Annotated in this window: 16 protein-coding genes; 14 read left to right on the forward strand and 2 right to left on the reverse strand. The window is 56.6% G+C overall.

Annotated features, from left to right (window positions below):
• The 11 genes from DYL59_RS02650 (at position 1) to DYL59_RS02705 (ending at position 11,671) form a co-directional block, all read left to right on the forward strand.
• Positions 1-960 carry a GDP-mannose 4,6-dehydratase gene (locus tag DYL59_RS02650; protein ID WP_135287779.1) on the forward strand — a complete coding sequence of 320 codons (960 nt, stop codon included), beginning with the start codon at positions 1-3 and terminating at the stop codon, positions 958-960.
• A 30-nt stretch (positions 961-990) separates the two neighbouring features.
• The gene (gmd, locus tag DYL59_RS02655; RefSeq protein WP_135287780.1) at positions 991-2,115 is read left to right on the forward strand and encodes a GDP-mannose 4,6-dehydratase; all 1,125 of its coding nucleotides are present in this window, start codon (positions 991-993) and stop codon (positions 2,113-2,115) included.
• Position 2,116: 1 nt separating this feature from the next.
• Positions 2,117-3,094 carry a GDP-L-fucose synthase gene (gene fcl, locus DYL59_RS02660; RefSeq protein WP_135287781.1) on the forward strand — a complete coding sequence of 326 codons (978 nt, stop codon included), beginning with the start codon at positions 2,117-2,119 and terminating at the stop codon, positions 3,092-3,094.
• Between the two features lie 118 nt (positions 3,095-3,212).
• A complete protein-coding gene (locus tag DYL59_RS02665) occupies positions 3,213-4,628 on the forward strand; it encodes a mannose-1-phosphate guanylyltransferase/mannose-6-phosphate isomerase (protein ID WP_135287782.1) in 1,416 nt (471 codons plus the stop codon).
• A gap of 4 nt (positions 4,629-4,632) precedes the next feature.
• Positions 4,633-5,400: a glycosyltransferase family 2 protein gene (locus tag DYL59_RS02670; RefSeq protein ID WP_135287783.1), complete on the forward strand. Its 768-nt coding sequence runs from the start codon at positions 4,633-4,635 to the stop codon at positions 5,398-5,400.
• Positions 5,400-6,365, forward strand: a complete 966-nt coding sequence (locus tag DYL59_RS02675; RefSeq protein WP_135287784.1) for a UDP-glucose 4-epimerase family protein — start codon at positions 5,400-5,402, stop codon at positions 6,363-6,365. Before DYL59_RS02670 ends, DYL59_RS02675 begins: the two co-directional genes overlap by 1 nt.
• Positions 6,362-7,387 carry an MraY family glycosyltransferase gene (locus DYL59_RS02680; RefSeq protein WP_135287785.1) on the forward strand — a complete coding sequence of 342 codons (1,026 nt, stop codon included), beginning with the start codon at positions 6,362-6,364 and terminating at the stop codon, positions 7,385-7,387. The genes DYL59_RS02675 and DYL59_RS02680 overlap by 4 nt, the downstream gene beginning before the upstream one ends.
• A 96-nt stretch (positions 7,388-7,483) precedes the next feature.
• A complete protein-coding gene (locus DYL59_RS02685; protein WP_135287786.1) occupies positions 7,484-9,478 on the forward strand; it encodes a polysaccharide biosynthesis protein in 1,995 nt (664 codons plus the stop codon).
• 109 nt (positions 9,479-9,587) lie between these two features.
• The gene (locus DYL59_RS02690; protein WP_135287787.1) at positions 9,588-9,920 is read left to right on the forward strand and encodes a ComEA family DNA-binding protein; all 333 of its coding nucleotides are present in this window, start codon (positions 9,588-9,590) and stop codon (positions 9,918-9,920) included.
• A gap of 242 nt (positions 9,921-10,162) precedes the next feature.
• Positions 10,163-10,807, forward strand: coding sequence for a GntR family transcriptional regulator (locus DYL59_RS02700; protein ID WP_135287789.1), 645 nt, complete (start codon positions 10,163-10,165; stop codon positions 10,805-10,807).
• Between the two features lie 15 nt (positions 10,808-10,822).
• Positions 10,823-11,671 carry an urea carboxylase-associated family protein gene (locus DYL59_RS02705; RefSeq protein WP_135287790.1) on the forward strand — a complete coding sequence of 283 codons (849 nt, stop codon included), beginning with the start codon at positions 10,823-10,825 and terminating at the stop codon, positions 11,669-11,671.
• A gap of 8 nt (positions 11,672-11,679) precedes the next feature.
• On the opposite strand, the gene DYL59_RS02710 is transcribed toward DYL59_RS02705, so the two are convergent.
• The gene (locus DYL59_RS02710) at positions 11,680-11,847 is read right to left on the reverse strand and encodes a DUF2897 family protein (protein ID WP_008437727.1); all 168 of its coding nucleotides are present in this window, start codon (positions 11,845-11,847) and stop codon (positions 11,680-11,682) included.
• 111 nt (positions 11,848-11,958) lie between these two features.
• On the reverse strand, positions 11,959-13,323 hold the full coding sequence (gene eat, locus DYL59_RS02715; RefSeq protein ID WP_135287791.1) for an ethanolamine permease: 1,365 nt from the start codon (positions 13,321-13,323) through the stop codon (positions 11,959-11,961).
• Between the two features lie 413 nt (positions 13,324-13,736).
• On the opposite strand from eat, the gene kdpF reads away from it, so the two are divergent.
• Genes kdpF through kdpB form a run of 3 tightly spaced genes read left to right on the forward strand, consistent with a single transcriptional unit; the run spans position 13,737 to position 17,616 of the window.
• Complete coding sequence (gene kdpF, locus DYL59_RS02720) at positions 13,737-13,826, forward strand: K(+)-transporting ATPase subunit F (protein WP_003218754.1); 90 nt, start codon at positions 13,737-13,739, stop codon at positions 13,824-13,826.
• Between the two features lie 9 nt (positions 13,827-13,835).
• On the forward strand, positions 13,836-15,536 hold the full coding sequence (kdpA, locus tag DYL59_RS02725; RefSeq protein WP_135287792.1) for a potassium-transporting ATPase subunit KdpA: 1,701 nt from the start codon (positions 13,836-13,838) through the stop codon (positions 15,534-15,536).
• A gap of 22 nt (positions 15,537-15,558) precedes the next feature.
• Positions 15,559-17,616, forward strand: a complete 2,058-nt coding sequence (gene kdpB, locus DYL59_RS02730; protein ID WP_420359259.1) for a potassium-transporting ATPase subunit KdpB — start codon at positions 15,559-15,561, stop codon at positions 17,614-17,616.
• The last annotated feature ends 7 nt before the right edge of the window (positions 17,617-17,623 follow it).

Here is a 17,623-nt window from a genome sequence, read left to right on the forward strand (position 1 = left end):
TTGGAATATTCAGAAAAAACCGCCCTGATTTGCGGTGTGAGTGGCCAAGATGGTGCTTATCTCGCAAAGCTGTTGCTGAGTAAGGGCTATTCCGTTTGGGGGACATCCCGGGATGCGCAGGGCTCTTCATTCGTAAATCTGAGACGACTGGACATATTCTCCAGGGTGAAATTGCTGTCGATGGTGCCCGAGGACTTTCGCAGTGTTTTCATGGCACTCAAGCGTAGCGAGCCAGATGAAGTCTACTTTCTGGCAGGGCAGTCTTCAGTCGGACTGTCGTTCGAGCAGCCTGCTGAAACAATTCAGAGCATTACGCTGGGTACACTGAATATGCTTGAAGCATGTCGGATGACGGAACGTCCGATTCGCTTTTATCAAGCGGGCTCCAGCGAGTGTTTTGGTGATACCAATGGCGAGCCAGCTTCCGAGGGCACCGCTTTCCATCCTCGAAGCCCTTATGCCGTGGCTAAGTCCTCAGCGTTCTGGCTGGTTGATAACTACCGTGAGGCTTATAATCTTTTTGCGTGTACGGGCATCTTGTTTAACCATGAATCCCCTTTACGCCCCTCCAGATTTGTAACACAAAAAATCGTGACTACGGCCAAACGAATTGCTGCGGGGTCCAAGGAGCGGTTGACGCTTGGGCGTCTGGATATCGCGCGTGATTGGGGAGCCGCCTCGGAGTACGTTGATGCAATGTGGCGGATGCTGCAGTGTGACGACCCCAGTGATTTCGTGATCGCAACCGGTCAAACGCATAAGCTGGAAAGCTTTGTCACTGAAGCATTCACACAATTGGGCCTCGACTGGAAGGCTCATGTCGACCAATCGACTGAGTTCTTTCGACCCACTGATCTATTGGTCAGTCGCGCCTGTCCAGAGAAGGCCGAACAGGTTTTGGGCTGGAAGGCAAAATCGACGATGCCTGATGTCATTACCTGCATGCTAAATGCGATTTAACAGTAACTCTAAGAATTTTAGGACTTAAACATGACCCTGAAGAAAGCGCTAATTACCGGGATCACCGGCCAGGACGGCTCTTACTTGGCCGAACTGTTGTTGGAAAAAGGCTATGAAGTCCACGGTATCAAACGACGCGCATCCTCCTTTAATACACAACGTGTTGATCACATCTATCAGGATCCGCATGTTGATAATCAGTGCTTTATCTTGCATTACGGGGATCTCACCGACTCGTCGAACCTGACCCGCATCATTCAGGAGGTGCAACCTGACGAGGTTTACAACCTCGGCGCGCAATCTCACGTGGCTGTGAGCTTTGAGTCTCCGGAATATACGGCTGACGTCGATGCAATGGGCACCCTGCGAATTCTCGAGGCGATCCGTCTGCTCGGGCTCGAGAAAAAGACCCGTTTCTACCAAGCCTCCACTTCCGAACTCTATGGCCTGGTGCAAGAAACACCGCAGAAAGAAACCACACCGTTCTATCCGCGCTCGCCCTACGCTGTTGCGAAACTCTACGCGTACTGGATTGTGGTCAACTACCGCGAAGCATATGGCATGCATGCCTGTAACGGCATTCTCTTCAATCACGAATCACCGCGACGTGGCGAGACTTTTGTCACCCGAAAAATCACCCGTGGTCTTGCAAACATTGCCCAGGGCCTTGAACAGTGCCTTTACATGGGTAACATGGATGCGTTGCGAGATTGGGGTCATGCCAAAGACTACGTTCGCATGCAATGGATGATGCTGCAGCAAGACGTACCTGAAGATTTCGTTATTGCGACAGGCGTTCAGTATTCTGTACGCGACTTCATTCGTTGGTCTGCTGCTGAGCTTGGCCTGACCTTGCGTTTTGAAGGCACAGGTGTAGATGAGCGGGGCATCATCGAGTCGATTGTTGGAGATAAGGCCCCAGCGCTCAAAGTCGGCGATACGCTCGTTCGTGTTGATCCACGTTATTTCCGCCCGGCCGAAGTTGAAACACTGCTTGGAGATCCTACCAAGGCCAAGACGAAGTTAGGTTGGGTACCGGAAATCACTGCCCAGGAGATGTGTGCGGAAATGGTTCGCGAGGATTTGAAAGTCGCCCAGCGTCATGCATTGTTGAAGAATCATGGCTATGACTTGCCGGTGTCGCTGGAGAACTAACATGCCACGTCAATTGAGCGAATGTGTTTTTGTTGCTGGCCACAAGGGGATGGTAGGTTCGGCCATCGTCCGGCGTCTTCAAGCGTTGGGTTATATCAATATTGTGACCCGCGACAGGGCTCAATTGAATTTGCTGGATCAACGCGCGGTGACGGAATTTTTTGCCGAAAACAAAATCGAGCAAGTCTATATGGCAGCGGCCAAGGTGGGTGGCATTTATGCCAACAACAACTACCCGGCCGAGTTCATCTACGAAAACCTGACAATGCAGGCGAACATTGTCCATGCGGCGCACCAGCACGATGTGCAGAAAATTTTGTTTCTCGGCTCCTCGTGCATCTATCCCATCAAGGTTCTGCAGCCGATGGCTGAAGAAGCGCTGCTGACCGGGGTTCTTGAACCTACCAATGAGCCTTACGCGATTGCGAAGATCGCCGGGATCAAGTTGTGCGAGAGTTACAACCGCCAATATGGGCGTGACTATCGCAGCGCAATGCCCACTAACCTGTATGGCCCGAATGATAACTTCCACCCGCAAAACTCCCACGTCATACCGGCGCTTCTGCGTCGGTTCCATGACGCCGTCGAACAGGGCGTTGAGGAGGTTGTCATATGGGGCAGCGGCACGCCGATGCGTGAATTCCTGCATGTCGATGACATGGCCGGCGCCTCAGTTTACATCATGGAATTGGATCAGGACCTGTATGGCGCCTATACCCAGCCGATGCTCTCTCATATCAACGTCGGTACCGGGGAGGACTGCACTATTCGAGAGCTGGCCGAAACCATCGCCAAGGTCACCGGATTTAAGGGGCGGCTGAGTTTTGATGCCACTAAGCCGGACGGGCCGCCAAGAAAGCTGATGGATGTTTCGCGTCTAGGGCGACTAGGATGGCGTGCGACTATCAGCCTCGAGGACGGGTTGCGAGATGCCTATGCCTGGTTCTCCGATAACGCCTTGCAAGCTCGTTCGCGCTAGGCTGAAAATCCATCCTAGCAGCCTTTTCCAAGGCTTGGGTTATCCACTTAATGGTTCCCGTGCATACTACACTCGCGCCTGCACCGCAGCGCTGACCTCGGTCTCAAAGGATGATTGAATGTTTCTCCCAGTAATCATGGCGGGCGGCTCAGGCACCCGGCTATGGCCACTCTCTCGTCAACTGAACCCCAAGCAGTTTCTACCCTTGGTAGATGCGGACCTGACGATGCTCCAGTCCACGATCAAGCGCCTTGATGGGCTTGAGCACGGGCTGCCGCGGTTGATATGCAATGAACATCACCGCTTTCTTGCTGCCGAACAGCTGCGGCAATTGGGGCTGGAAGACGCCAATATCATTCTTGAACCTGTCGGCCGGAACACGGCACCAGCCATCACTCTGGCTGCGCTTCAGGCTTTGAGCGAGCAGGACGATCCGATCATGCTGGTGCTGGCTGCTGACCACTTGATCCAGGATGTCGAAGCCTTTCAGAAGAGCATTTCAACGGCACTTTTGCTCGCAGAGTCTGGCAAGTTGGTCACGTTCGCAATTACGCCTACGAGCCCTGAGACGGGCTATGGATACCTTCAATTGGGCACATCCGTTGGGGGGGGAGGGTTTCAGGTCAGTAAATTCGTTGAAAAGCCTGACTTGAGTACCGCGAAGTCTTATCTGGCCCAAGGTGATTACTTCTGGAATAGCGGCATGTTTATGTTCCGCGCCAGCCGTTTTATCCAGGAGTTGGAAAAGTTTCATCCAGAAATCGTGTCGGTATGTCGCGATGCCTTGGCCGGCGGCCAGCAAGATATGCATTTTACCCGGGTTGACGGCGCCATCTTTGCCACCAACCCAGACGTGTCCATCGACTATGCCGTGATGGAAAAAACCTCGGATGCGGTAATGGTGCCCTTGAACGCCGGTTGGAGCGACATCGGCTCGTGGTCGGCTCTCTGGGAGGCCGGCGAGAAAAACGCGCAAGGCAACCTGTTCAAAGGTGATGTGCTATCGGAGAAAACCACCGGCAGTTACGTTCATGCGACTCATCGACTGGTCACCACTGTAGGTGTGCAAGACCTGATTATTGTGGAAACCAAGGACGCAGTCCTTGTGGCGCATAAAGACCAAGTTCAGGAAGTCAAAAAGATCGTCGATCAACTCAAGGCCGGTCAACGCAAAGAGCAGGTAAACCACCGCGAGGTTTATCGCCCCTGGGGTGTTTACGATTCCATTGATAGGGGCGAGCGTTATCAGGTCAAACGCATTACGGTCAAACCAGGTGAGAAGCTTTCGGTGCAGATGCATCATCACCGCGCCGAACATTGGGTGGTCGTGAGTGGCACTGCCCGCGTCACGAATGGGGAGAAGATCTACCTCGTCACGGAGAACCAATCCACGTTCATCCCCATTGGCCAGGTGCATGCACTAGAAAATCCAGGAATGATTCCCCTGGAACTGATTGAAGTTCAATCAGGGTCTTATCTGGGAGAGGATGATATCGTACGGTTTGAAGATATATACGGTCGCGTAAAGGGTTGATGTCTTGAAGATCTCGATTATCACGGTTTCATACAATAGTGAAAAAACAATAAGAGACACTATTGAATCTGTGTTGGCGCAAACCTATTCGGACATTGAATACATCATCGTGGATGGTGGGTCCAAAGATAATACGATGGGTGTGGTCGCGGAGTATGCAGAGTCTATAGCGACCATTGTGAGCGAGCCGGATCGCGGGATATACGACGCGATGAACAAAGGTATCGCGCTGGCCTCCGGCGATGTTATCGGTATTCTCAACTCCGATGATTTCTACGAGAGCCCTTCGTCGCTGGAGAGCGTTGCTGCAGTATTTCGTCTAAAACCAGACGATGCGTTGATTTTTGGCGATGTCGTTTTCGTAAAACCTGACGACCTGCAGCGAGTGACACGGGTCTATCGCGCCGCTCATTTCAAGGCCTGGAAGCTTCGGTTTGGATGGATGCCTCCGCATCCGGGCACGTTCATAAGAAAGCACGCGTACATGGAAGTCGGTGACTATTCCTTATTGTACGCGATATCGGCGGACTATGAGATGTTTGTTCGGTTGCTGCTGACCAAACAATTTAGCTTCTCGTATATCGACAAGGTATTGGTTCGCATGCGTTCCGGTGGTGTCAGTACTTCCGGTATCAAAAGCAGCCTGAAACTCAATAGGGAGATCGTTCAGGCCTGTCGGCGAAATGGCGTCTATACCAACTTGCTCATGGTCCTCAGTAAGATTCCATTCAAGTTGTTGGAGTACTTCAAGCGCTCGGGAACGCGGCGTTGATGGAACACATCTTCATTACCGGTGCGGGCGGCTTTTTGGGTCAGGACCTGATCCGTCGCTTGCAATCAGAGGATCGATATCGTTTGTCGGCCTCGGTGCGTAATGCCGAGACCAATGTCGCTGCGGGCGTGGTTACGCATTTCACCGGCGCCATGGACACCCAGACATCCTGGGCGGCAGCCCTGACAGGTGTGGACGTTGTCGTTCACTGCGCCGCTCGTGTGCATATCATGGCCGATAAGTCAGAGGATCCGCTTCAGGCTTTTCGCGACGTTAACGTTGGCGCCACGTTGCACCTAGCTCGACAGGCTGCAGCAGCCGGGGTTCGTCGCTTTGTATTTATCAGCTCGATCAAGGTCAATGGCGAAGAGTCCCAGGTCGGCAGGCCTTACACCCCCGATGACGGGCCGAAGCCAATCGACGCCTATGGTCTTTCCAAATGGGAAGCTGAAAAAGAGCTGTTGCGATTGGCCGAGGAACTCGAGATGGATATTGTCATCATTCGCCCCGTGCTTATCTACGGCCCAGGCGTAAAAGCAAACGTTCAAAACATGATGCGTTTTTTGCGCAAAGGCATCCCGTTGCCATTGGGCGCTATTCACAACAAACGCAGCTTTGTCGCCCTTGATAACGTGACGGACTTAATCGTGACTTGTCTGGATCATCCCGCCGCCAGCAATCAAGTTTTTCTCGTCAGTGATGATGAGGACCTTTCTACCACCGATCTGTTGCGCAAAATGGCGCGTGCGCTGCATACGCCGGCGCGTTTAGTGCCCGTTCCATCCTGGCTACTCAAGGGTACGGCTAAGCTTTTGGGAATGTCCGGATTTTCTCAGCGGCTGTGCGGGACGTTGCAGGTCGATATCAGCAAGACGCGTTCATTGCTTGGATGGGCACCTCGTATCGGTGTTGATCAAGCACTTGACGCTACGGCACGTCATTTTCTGGATCAGAATAAAAGATGAATTTCCTTTGGCTACTCCCCGGCTTGGCGGGTGTTTCGCTTCTGCTGACGTGGTTGCTTAGGCGTTATGCCCTATCGACCAGTTTGATCGATACACCCAACGCCCGCAGTTCTCACTCTGTTCCAACCCCCAGGGGTGGCGGGGTGGCGATTGTGATCAGCTTTCTAGCAGCAGTCCCTGTGCTGGCTTTTGCCGACCTTTTGCCGTGGTCATGGGCGTGGGCCATATTGGGCGCCGGGATGGGCGTGGCAATCCTGGGGTTTATGGATGACCACGAGCATATTTCCGCACGTTGGCGGCTCCTCGGTCATTTTCTTGCCGCCGCCTGGGTATTGTTTTTTCTACATGGACTGGGTCCGGTCAAGGTGTTCGGTTGTCTCCTGGACCTCGGCTGGTTCGGGAACTTCCTGGCCGTTCTTTATCTGGTCTGGTTATTGAATCTCTACAACTTCATGGACGGCATCGATGGCATTGCAAGCGTTGAGGCTCTTTGCGCCTGCTTGGGTATGAGTGTCATCTATTGGTGGGTTGAACAGCCACTACTCGTGTGGACGCCGCTGGTTTTCAGTATGGCGGTAGTGGGGTTTCTGTTTTGGAACTTCCCACCGGCTAGAATTTTCATGGGCGATGCCGGAAGCGGGTTTATTGGTATTATGCTGGGCACCTTTTCATTGCAGGCCGGTGCTGTTTCCCCCCAGTTGTTCTGGGCATGGTTGATCATGTTGGGGGTTTTCATCGTGGACGCCACCTTCACCCTGATACGCCGACTAGTCCGCGGGGACAAGGTCTATGAGGCACATCGCAGTCACGCCTATCAGTTTGCCTCCCGGCAGTTTGGTTATCACCGCCCGGTCACGCTGGCGGTTGCGGGCATCAATATATTCTGGTTGTTCCCAGTAGCGCTTTCGGTCGTGCTATTGGATATCGATGGACTTTTTGGACTCGCTCTCGCTTATGCCCCACTGGTTTGGCTGGCAGTAAGGTTTCACGCCGGAGCGTTGGAGAAGTTTGATGCGAACTGATCATTCTGAATATCCAAGTGCAGACTAAAATATTCTGATAGCTAGATCTGCCCTGCATTTTTTATTTGCAGGTGAATGTCATTTTGGAGAGTAAAGATGGATCGGATGCGCACGCTGCTGCTGGGCTTGCCAAGGCGTTACAAGCGCGTTCTGCAGGTTCTGACCGACGTCTTGATGGTGTGGATCGCTTTGTGGATGGCCTTTGTAGTGCGGCTGGGCATTGATGAAATGGTCAATCCTGTTCGGATGCATTTCTGGCTGTTCATTTCTGCGCCGATCATTGCCATTCCTTTGTTCGTACGATTTGGCATGTACCGGGCGGTCATGCGTTATTTCGGCAACGATGCGCTGATCGCGATCATTAAGGCCGTCAGCTTGTCAGCATTGATATTGGCGCTGGTGGTCTATTGGTACAGCAATCATCAAAACGTAGTTCCGCGTTCTATCGTGTTCAACTATTGGTGGCTGAGCCTGATCATGATCGGTGGCTTACGCCTGGGAATGCGTCAGTATTTCCTGGGGGATTGGTTCACCGCGTCGCAGCACGTGCCTTTTACCAGTCGTGACGATGGCTTGATCAAAGTCGCCATCTACGGAGCCGGCTCTGCGGGGAATCAACTGGTCGCCGCACTGCGAATGGGTCGAGTCATGCGCCCAGTGGCATTTATTGATGACGATTCCAGTATTTCCGACCGCGTCATATCGGGCTTGCACGTTTATAATCCCAAGCACATTCAACAAATGATCGAGGCAACAGGCGCTCAGGAAATCCTTTTAGCCATCCCCTCGTCCAATCGCGGCCGCCGTCGTGAAATCCTCAGCTTCCTCGAAGGCTTTCCACTCCACGTGCGAAGCGTTCCCGGCTTCATGGACCTCGCTAGTGGGCGCGTTAAAGTCGATGATATCCAAGAAGTAGATATTGCAGACCTGCTGGGTCGCGATGCTGTCCCGGCCCAGGCTGATTTGCTTGAGCACTGCGTCAAGGCTCAAGTTGTACTGGTTACCGGCGCGGGTGGCTCCATCGGTTCTGAGCTTTGTCGGCAGATTGTTTCCCTAAGGCCAACGACTTTGCTGTTGTTTGATCATAGCGAATTCAATCTATACACCATTCTGTCCGAGTTGGAGCAACGCATCGCGCGGGAGTCTATGCCACTGAAGCTTCTACCGATTCTCGGATCAGTGCGTAACCAGGGGAAACTACTCGACGTGATGAAGACCTGGCATGTCGATACTGTCTACCATGCAGCGGCCTACAAACACGTCCCGATGGTTGAACACAATGTTGCAGAAGGTGTGTTGAACAACGTCATTGGAACACTGAATACAGCACAGGCCGCGCTTCAGGCGGGTGTTGCCAATTTCGTATTGATCTCGACCGACAAGGCCGTGCGCCCCACGAACATTATGGGGAGCACCAAACGGCTGGCTGAATTGACGCTTCAAGCCCTGAGCCGAGAGTTGGCCCCCGTACTGTTCGGCGACAAGTCCAATGTGTCCCGCGTCAATAAAACACGCTTCACGATGGTTCGGTTTGGCAACGTTCTAGGGTCCTCGGGCTCGGTGATTCCGTTGTTCCACAAGCAGATCAAGTCCGGCGGGCCGCTGACAGTTACCCACCCGAAGATCACGCGTTACTTCATGACGATCCCAGAGGCCGCCCAACTCGTCATTCAAGCGGGCTCCATGGGCCAGGGTGGGGATGTATTTGTATTGGATATGGGCGAGCCGGTGAAAATCATCGAGCTAGCCGAGAAGATGGTTCATCTCTCTGGACTGAGCGTACGTTCCGATAAAAACCCCCAAGGTGACATCTCCATCGAGTTCACCGGCTTGCGCGCCGGTGAAAAACTTTACGAGGAGTTACTGATTGGCGATAACGTCGTCGCGACACAGCACCCGATGATTATGAGCGCCAGTGAAGATCATCTGTCGTGGGATGTGCTCAAGGGCAAACTGAACGAGCTATTGGTAGCGGTCGATGAGGACGATTACGCGAGTATCCGTGAGCTCCTTCGCGACACAGTCAGCGGCTACTCCCCCGACGGCGAAATCGTCGACTGGATCTACCAGCAGCGCCGCCTCGAACCTTGATTTAACACCTTGTTACTCAACCACTTTTGACGAATCCCCAACGTCGCCTAAGTTAGAAAAGCAGCTTCGGAAAGCTGCTTTTCCACTTATCGATTCCAAGGAGCGTCAAATGCAAAACACCTACCTAACCTCCCTAATCTTCGCCTTCCTCACCACCCTTTCCGTTACCACCACCGCAGCGCCTTCTATCAAACCCGAACCCCCAACTCCCATCACCGCCCAACTCTCCAAAACCGAGCAGTCCGCCAAGGTCAACCTCAATGCCGCCGACGCCGAAACCCTACGCCGTGACCTCTTCGGCATCGGCGCCGCCAAAGCCAAGGCGATTGTCGCGTACCGCGAGAGCAACGGTCCGTTTACGGCGGTAGATGAATTGCTGGAGGTGAAGGGGATAGGCAAGGCGTTGCTGGAGAAGAATCGCGATAGGTTGGCGCTTAACTAAACACTCAACACACCAAGAGGCCGGTCATTGATCGGCCTTTTCGTTAACGGCTGTAGACCAGTAGCGCCGATGCCGGTGCGGCGAAAGCGTACGGAGGCTTTTTTGATGATGCGCTGGTGGATCTGGGCTTTAGGGGCTTTTTGAGTAATGCATAGGTCGGAATCGAAAGCAAATTGGCGGTACGTTGGCACGAAAAGTGATTACGGTTACCTCATAGATTGTTCAACAATCGAGAGGTAGTAATGACACTCAGCCTATCCCTAGCCGACCAAATCGCCCTGGAGTTGCGTGCCGACATCATCGGCGGGCGGCTTTTGCCGGGCATGGCACTGGTCGAGGTGGAATTGGTAAAAGCCTATAACGCCTCGCGCAATACCATTCGTGAGGCGTTGCATCGCCTGGGGCAGGAAGGCCTGACACGGTATGTACGCAACAAGGGGGTGATGGTCAGGCGGTTGGAGCGGGACGAGGTTCGCGATCTGTTTGTGGTGCGTCGTACGCTGGAGTTGCAGGCCATTGCCCAGAGCGGTGCGCTTACAGTAGACCAGTCCGAACGCATGCAAAACGCTATAGACGCCACCACCCTGGCTCGCGAGCGCGAAGACTGGCGCGCGGTAGCCACTCACAGCCTGGTGTTCCACCAGCAGATTGTCGGCCTGATACGCAGCCCCCTGTTCGATGAGTTCTTCGCTCAGGTGATTGCCCAACTGCGCCTGGTTTTTTGCGCTGCGCCCGATGAGCAGCGTTTCCAGACGCCATGGCTGGAGCGTGATCGTGAGATTTACCAACTGTTGGTCCAGCAGGACAAGCCGGCGGCAGGGGAGGCGATGAGCCTGTACCTGGATGATTCGGAACGCCTGTCGTTGGCCCTGTTTTCCCACCCCTGATGGAGCATCTGAATCATGTACAAAGACTATCCGGCGGCCTATCAGGTCAGTAAAGGTTCGGCGTTGCAGGTCGACACGGCGTTTTATGAGCGCATCCGGGACCAAAAAGAACAACGCACCCTGATCGATCAGTTCGAGGTGCCCATTCGTACAGGCAGGGCGTGGAAAGTGCCGGCGGGGCATGTGTTTCGAGTCACTACACCGGTCGGGCCGCAGGTCGGCGACTTCAATGTGTGGAACGCCAACGACCCTCGCGAACGCCTGTGGGCGGCGCGTACGCGGCAGTTACAGGGCGCGCATGTGAGTACCCATGACCGCTTGTGGTCGAACCTACCATTCCTAAGGCCGCTGGTGACGATCACCGACGATAGCCTGGCGAGTTATGGCATCGATGAACACGGCGGACGTTTGCACGACCTGCTTGGTACGCGCTGCGACCCCTATGTGAATCGCATGCTGACCGGTGAGGACTTCCACCATCACTGCCACTCGAACCTGACCCGTGCGGTATTGCCTCACGGTCTGACGGAATTCGACGTGCATGACGTGTTGAATATTTTCCAGTGCACCGGCCTCAATCATGACGACATGTACTTTATGAAGGCGTGTCCGGCGCAGAAGGGCGACTACCTGGAGTTCTTTGCCGAGATTGATTTGCTGTGTGCGCTTTCGACGTGCCCAGGTGGGGATTTGTCGCTACCGATGTGGGGGCCGGATGCGCAGGACCCGCTGACGGTATGTCGCCCTCTAGGGGTTGAGATCTATAAGTTGGACGAGGCACTACTGAGCGGTTGGAGCCAGCCTGAGCGTGCTGCCTACCAGGGGCAGCACGGGTTGCAGATTGCCAAGGCGGATTGGGAGTAGCCCCTGGCTCAGCGGTCCTGCGCATCCTTGGCATCCGCCTGGGCGTTGCGTTCGGCCACGCGCTTGCGCTGTTCGTCGGTGAGTTCCACCTTGTTGGCGCTGTCTCGCAGCATCAGCAGGCCACCGACGATCGACCCGATCGCTACCACTAAAATCAACCACGCATACCACGGCATAAGGCTCTCCTTGAGGCAGATTGCCGTGGGAGAATTTTCCCACGGGAATAACTGCTTTGAGTAACGGGCTTTCTGACTAGTTCAGTGTAGGCCCGTTCTGCCCCAAGTAGATCAGAGCCCGGTCAGCATCGCATCTGCCGGTGCATCGGCGCGGGCTTGGGCGGTCAGTTGGAAGTAGGCAAAGCCCACCGCCATAAAACCCAGGAAGATCAGCCCGATCAGTGCGTTGAACCACGCCATGGCCACCAGGCACACCACCGCCAATACCAAGGCAATGCCCGGCACGACAGGGTAACCCGGTGCGCGGAAGGTACGCTCCAGCAGGGGTTCGGTCTTACGCAGTTTGAACAGGCTGAGCATGCTCATGATGTACATCACGATGGCGCCGAACACGGCCATGGTGATCATCGCGGCGGTGAGGGTCATGCCACCGAGGTTGATCAAGCCGTCGCTGTAGATGGCGGCGATGCCGACCACGCCACCGGCGATGATTGCCCGGTGGGGTGTCTGAAAACGTGACAGCTTGGCCAGGAAAGATGGCAGGTAACCGGCGCGGGCCAAGGCGAAGAACTGGCGCGAGTAGCCGAGGATGATGCCGTGGAAGCTGGCCACCAGGCCAAACAGGCCGATCCACACCAGCATGTGCAGCCAGCCGGAGTTGTCGCCCACCACGGTTTTCATGGCTTGTGGCAGTGGGTCGTTGATGTTGGAGAGGGTGCGCCAGTCGCCCACGCCACCGGCGAAGAACATCACGCCCATGGCCAGGATCACCAGGGTCAGGATGCCGCTGATGTAGGCTTTGGGAATGGTGCGCTTGGGATCTTTCGCTTCTTCGGCCGCCATGGCCGCGCCTTCGATGGCGAGGAAGAACCAGATGGCGAAGGGAATCGCGGCAAATATGCCGGCAATCGCTGGGGCGCCAAAGGTGTCGGAGCCGGCCCAGCCATTGAGTGCGAAATTACTGAAGCTGAACGCCGGGGCAACGACGCCCATAAAGACCAGCAGCTCGGCGACGGCGAGCACGCACACCACCAATTCAAAGGTGGCGGCGAGTTTGACGCCGAGGATATTCAGGCCCATGAACACAATGTAGGCACCCACGGCCGCATGTTTGGGGTCCAGCGCCGGGAACTGCACATTCAAGTAGGCACCGATGGCCAAGGCAATCGCTGGTGGGGCGAAGACAAATTCGATCAGGGTCGCAAGGCCGGCGATCAGGCCGCCTTTCTCGCCAAAGGCGCGGCGGCTGTAGGCAAACGGGCCGCCGGCGTGGGGAATCGCGGTCGTCAGCTCGGTGAAACTGAAGATGAAGCAGGTGTACATCGCGGCGACCATCAACGAAGTCACCAGAAAGCCCAAGGTTCCGGCGACGCCCCAGCCGTAGCTCCAGCCGAAGTATTCCCCGGAGATCACCAGGCCAACGGCGATGCCCCATAAATGCAGGGTGCCGAGGGTGGGTTTGAGTTGTGTGTTCATCGTGTTGCTCTCCCTGAACCGGTTGGAATGATTCAAGGTGTTGCAGCGGGCATGCCATGCCAGGCATCGGTGTCGTAAAGCGGTGTAATTGTCGCCGAAGAGACGGTTTGGCGTTTGAATGTTTCTGTCATTGCACCAGTTGAGTGCAGTGTTGACTGAGCCGGCGCTTTCGCGAGCAAGCCCGCTCCCACATTTGACCGCATTGTCATGCCGGGCACCGATCAAAGTGTGGGAGGGGGCTTGCCCCCGATGAGGCCCCCCCAGGCGCCAAAAATCCCCCTGTAAACCCAGCATAACCCCACTCTTTACGCCATCTTTACGCCCCATCCACCCCCTCGCTCTCGTTCCTTTACGCCACTCCTGCCGACAATTGCCCCACACGCGGCAATACGCCGCTAAACGGGGAGACTTCCATGAGCGTTCTGGACGGGGTGTCACTGCTATTGGCCGTGGCGCTGTTCATTTATCTGCTGGTTGCGCTGCTACGCGCGGACCGGAACTAGGAGCGGGCCATGCACAGTTATGACTATTGGCTGATCATTGCCTTCTTTGCCGTGGTGCTGGTGCCTGCACCCTTTCTAGGACGGTTCTATTACAAGGTGATGGAAGGGCAGCACACCTGGCTCAGTCCGTTACTGGGACCTGTGGAAAAAGCCTGCTACCGACTCTCGGGCGTGGACGAGCATCAGGAACAAAGCTGGCAGAAGTACACGCTGGCCCTGCTGGCCTTCAACCTTGCCGGCTTTGTGTTGTTGTTCGCGATCCTGCTGTTCCAGGACTATCTCCCACTCAACCCGCAGAAATTGCCGGGTCAGGAATGGACACTGGCCTTCAACACGGCGGTCAGTTTCATGACCAACACCAACTGGCAGTCCTACAGCGGTGAGGCGTCCCTCAGCTACCTCAGCCAGATGGCCGGCCTGACCGTGCAGAACTTCGTCAGTGCTGCCACCGGTCTGGCAGTCCTGGTCGCTCTTTGCCGTGGGATCGGTCGTAGATCCACTAAGACATTGGGCAATTTTTGGGTCGATATGACCCGCGCCACCCTCTACGGGTTGCTGCCGTTGTGCCTGGTGCTGGCGCTGTTTCTGGTGTGGCAGGGCGTACCGCAAACCTTCGCCCATTACGTCGATGCGGTGACGATGCAGGGTGTGGATCAAGTGATTCCCCTGGGCCCGGCGGCCAGCCAGATTGCGATCAAGCAACTGGGCACCAACGGCGGTGGCTTCTTCGGTGTCAACTCGGCGCACCCGTTTGAAGACCCGACCGCTTGGGCCAACCTGTTCGAGCTGGCCGCGATCATCCTGATCCCGGTAGCGCTGGTATTCACCTTCGGCCACTACGTCAAAGACCTGCGCCAAAGCCGCGCCATCCTAGGCTGCATGCTCGCGCTGTTCCTGATCGGCGGCGCCACCTCACTGTGGGCCGAGTACCAGCCCAACCCGACCCTGAACAGCCCAGTCGTGGAGCAAACCGCACCGCTGGAAGGCAAGGAATCACGCTTCGGCACCACCGGCACCGTGCTGTGGTCCGTCACCACCACTGCGGCGTCCAACGGTTCGGTCAACGGCATGCAGGACAGCCTCAACCCCCTCAGTGGCATGGTGGCGCTGGTCAACATGATGGTCGGCGAAGTGATCTTCGGCGGCGTGGGCGCTGGTATGTACGGCATGTTGCTCAACGTGCTGATCGCCGTGTTCCTCGCGGGTTTGATGATTGGTCGCACCCCGGAATACCTGGGCAAGAAGCTCCAAGCCAAGGAAGTGCAATTGCTGGTGGTGACGTTGCTGGTAATGCCGGTTGGCGTGCTGGTACTCGGCGCCATCGCCGCGAGCCTGCCTGGTCCGGCCGGTGCCATCAGCAACCCTGGCCCCCATGGTTTCAGCCAGTTGCTCTATGCCTACACCTCGGCCAGTGCCAACAACGGCTCGGCGTTTGGTGGTTTCAGTGCCAACACCCCCTTCCACAACTTGATGCTGGGCCTGGGCATGTTGATCGGCCGCTTCGGCTACATCCTCCCGGTACTGGCCCTGGCCGGCAGCCTGGCAATGAAGAAGGCCGCACCGATTGGCCAGAACAGCTTCCCCACCCATGGCCCGCTGTTCGTGACCCTGCTGACCGTGACCATTTTGCTGGTCGGCGGCCTGACTTTCCTGCCAACCCTGGCGCTGGGCCCCATTGCTGAACATTTGAGCATGGCTGCTCCTAAATAGAGAGCTAAAGAGGGATATGAAAATGAATATGCCTGCAAAAAATGCCGCTCCCGTAACCACCCAGGAGCCCGCTAAAACCGCTATCGCCGCCCTGTGGCGTCCGGCGCTGGTGCAAGCCTTCGTCAAGCTGGACCCACGCCAACTGCAGCGCTCGCCAGTGATGCTGGTGGTCGAGCTGACCGCCATCCTCACCACCGTGCTGTGCTTCGTGCCCGACACCGCCGTGCCGACCTTCGTTGCCGTGCAAATCGCCGTGTGGCTGTGGTTCACCGTGCTGTTCGCCAACTTCGCCGAAGCCTTGGCCGAAGGGCGGGGCAAGGCGCGTGCCGACAGCCTCAAGGCCGGTAGCGAAGGCTTGAGCGCGCGGCGTAAAGAAGCCGATGGCAGCTTTAAGGTGGTGCCCGCCGCCAGCCTGCGCAAAGGCGATGTGGTACGTGTCGCCGCCGGGGAAATGATCCCCGGTGACGGCGAGGTCATCGAAGGTATTGCGGCGGTCAACGAAGCGGCCATCACCGGTGAATCGGCGCCGGTCATCCGCGAGTCCGGCGGCGACCGTTCGGCCGTCACCGGCAACACACGGCTGGTGTCGGACTGGCTGTTGATCCGCATCACCGCCAACCCCGGCGAGTCGACCCTGGACCGTATGATCGCCCTGGTGGAAGGCGCCAAACGCCAGAAAACCCCCAACGAAGTCGCGCTGGATATCCTGCTGATTGGCCTGACCCTGATCTTCCTGCTGGTGGTGGTGACCCTGCAGCCGTTCGCGCATTTTGCCAATGGCAGCTTGCCGCTGGTGTTCTTGGTCGCACTGCTGGTGACGCTGATTCCTACGACCATTGGCGGCCTGTTGTCGGCCATCGGCATCGCCGGCATGGACCGCCTGGTGCGTTTGAACGTCATCGCCAAATCCGGCCGTGCCGTGGAAGCGGCGGGGGATGTGCATGTGTTGCTGCTGGACAAGACCGGCACCATCACTTTTGGTAACCGTCGCTGTGCGGCGGTGGTGGCGGCGCCTGGTGTCAGCGGCAGGGAGGTGGCCGAAGGGGCGTTGTTCGCTTCCCTGGCGGACGACACCGCAGAAGGCAAATCCATCGTTGAATACCTGCGTGCCTTGCATCCGCAGGCCGAGCCATCGCCCGACCAACTGACCGCCGTACCGTTCAGCGCAGAAACGCGCTTGTCGGGCGTTGACTACCAAGGCCGGGTGTTCCGCAAGGGCGCAGTGGATTCGCTGCTGGCCTTCATCGGCCAACAACGCCGCGACCTCGCACCCGCGCTGTCACGGGAAATCGACAAGATCGCCCAAAGCGGCGGCACCCCGTTACTGGTGTGTGCCGATGGCAAATTGCTTGGTGCGATCCACCTCAAGGACGTGGTCAAGCCCGGCATCCGCGAACGTTTCGCCGAGCTGCGCAAACTGGGCATCCGCACGGTGATGGTCACCGGCGACAACCCGCTGACCGCCGCCGCCATTGCCGCCGAAGCGGGCGTGGACGACGTGCTGGCCGAAGCCACGCCGGAGAAAAAACTCGCACGCATTCGTCACGAACAGAACGACGGCCGCCTGGTGGCCATGTGCGGCGACGGTGCCAACGACGCCCCGGCCCTGGCCCAGGCTGACGTGGGCATGGCCATGAACGACGGCACCCAGGCCGCCCGCGAAGCCGCCAACATGGTTGACCTCGACAGCGACCCCACCAAGCTGCTGGACGTAGTGCAGATCGGCAAGGAATTGCTGGTGACCCGTGGCGCGCTCACCACATTCTCCATCGCCAACGACGTGGCCAAGTACTTCGCGATCCTGCCGGCACTGTTCGCCTCGATCTACCCGCAACTGGGCGTGCTCAACGTGATGCACCTCAACAGCCCGCAGAGCGCGATCCTCTCGGCCATCGTGTTCAACGCCTTGATCATCGTGGTGCTGATTCCCCTGGCGTTGCGCGGCGTGCGCGTGCAAGCGGCGAGTGCGGCGGCGTTGCTGCGGCGCAACCTGCTGATCTACGGGCTGGGTGGGATTGTGGTGCCGTTTGTGGGCATCAAGGCCATCGACATGCTGCTCACCGCATTGCATCTGGTGTAAACCCAAC

The sequence above is a fragment of the Pseudomonas kairouanensis genome (assembly GCF_004682055.1).
In the GTDB taxonomy this organism is placed as follows: Bacteria; Pseudomonadota; Gammaproteobacteria; order Pseudomonadales; family Pseudomonadaceae; genus Aquipseudomonas; species Aquipseudomonas kairouanensis.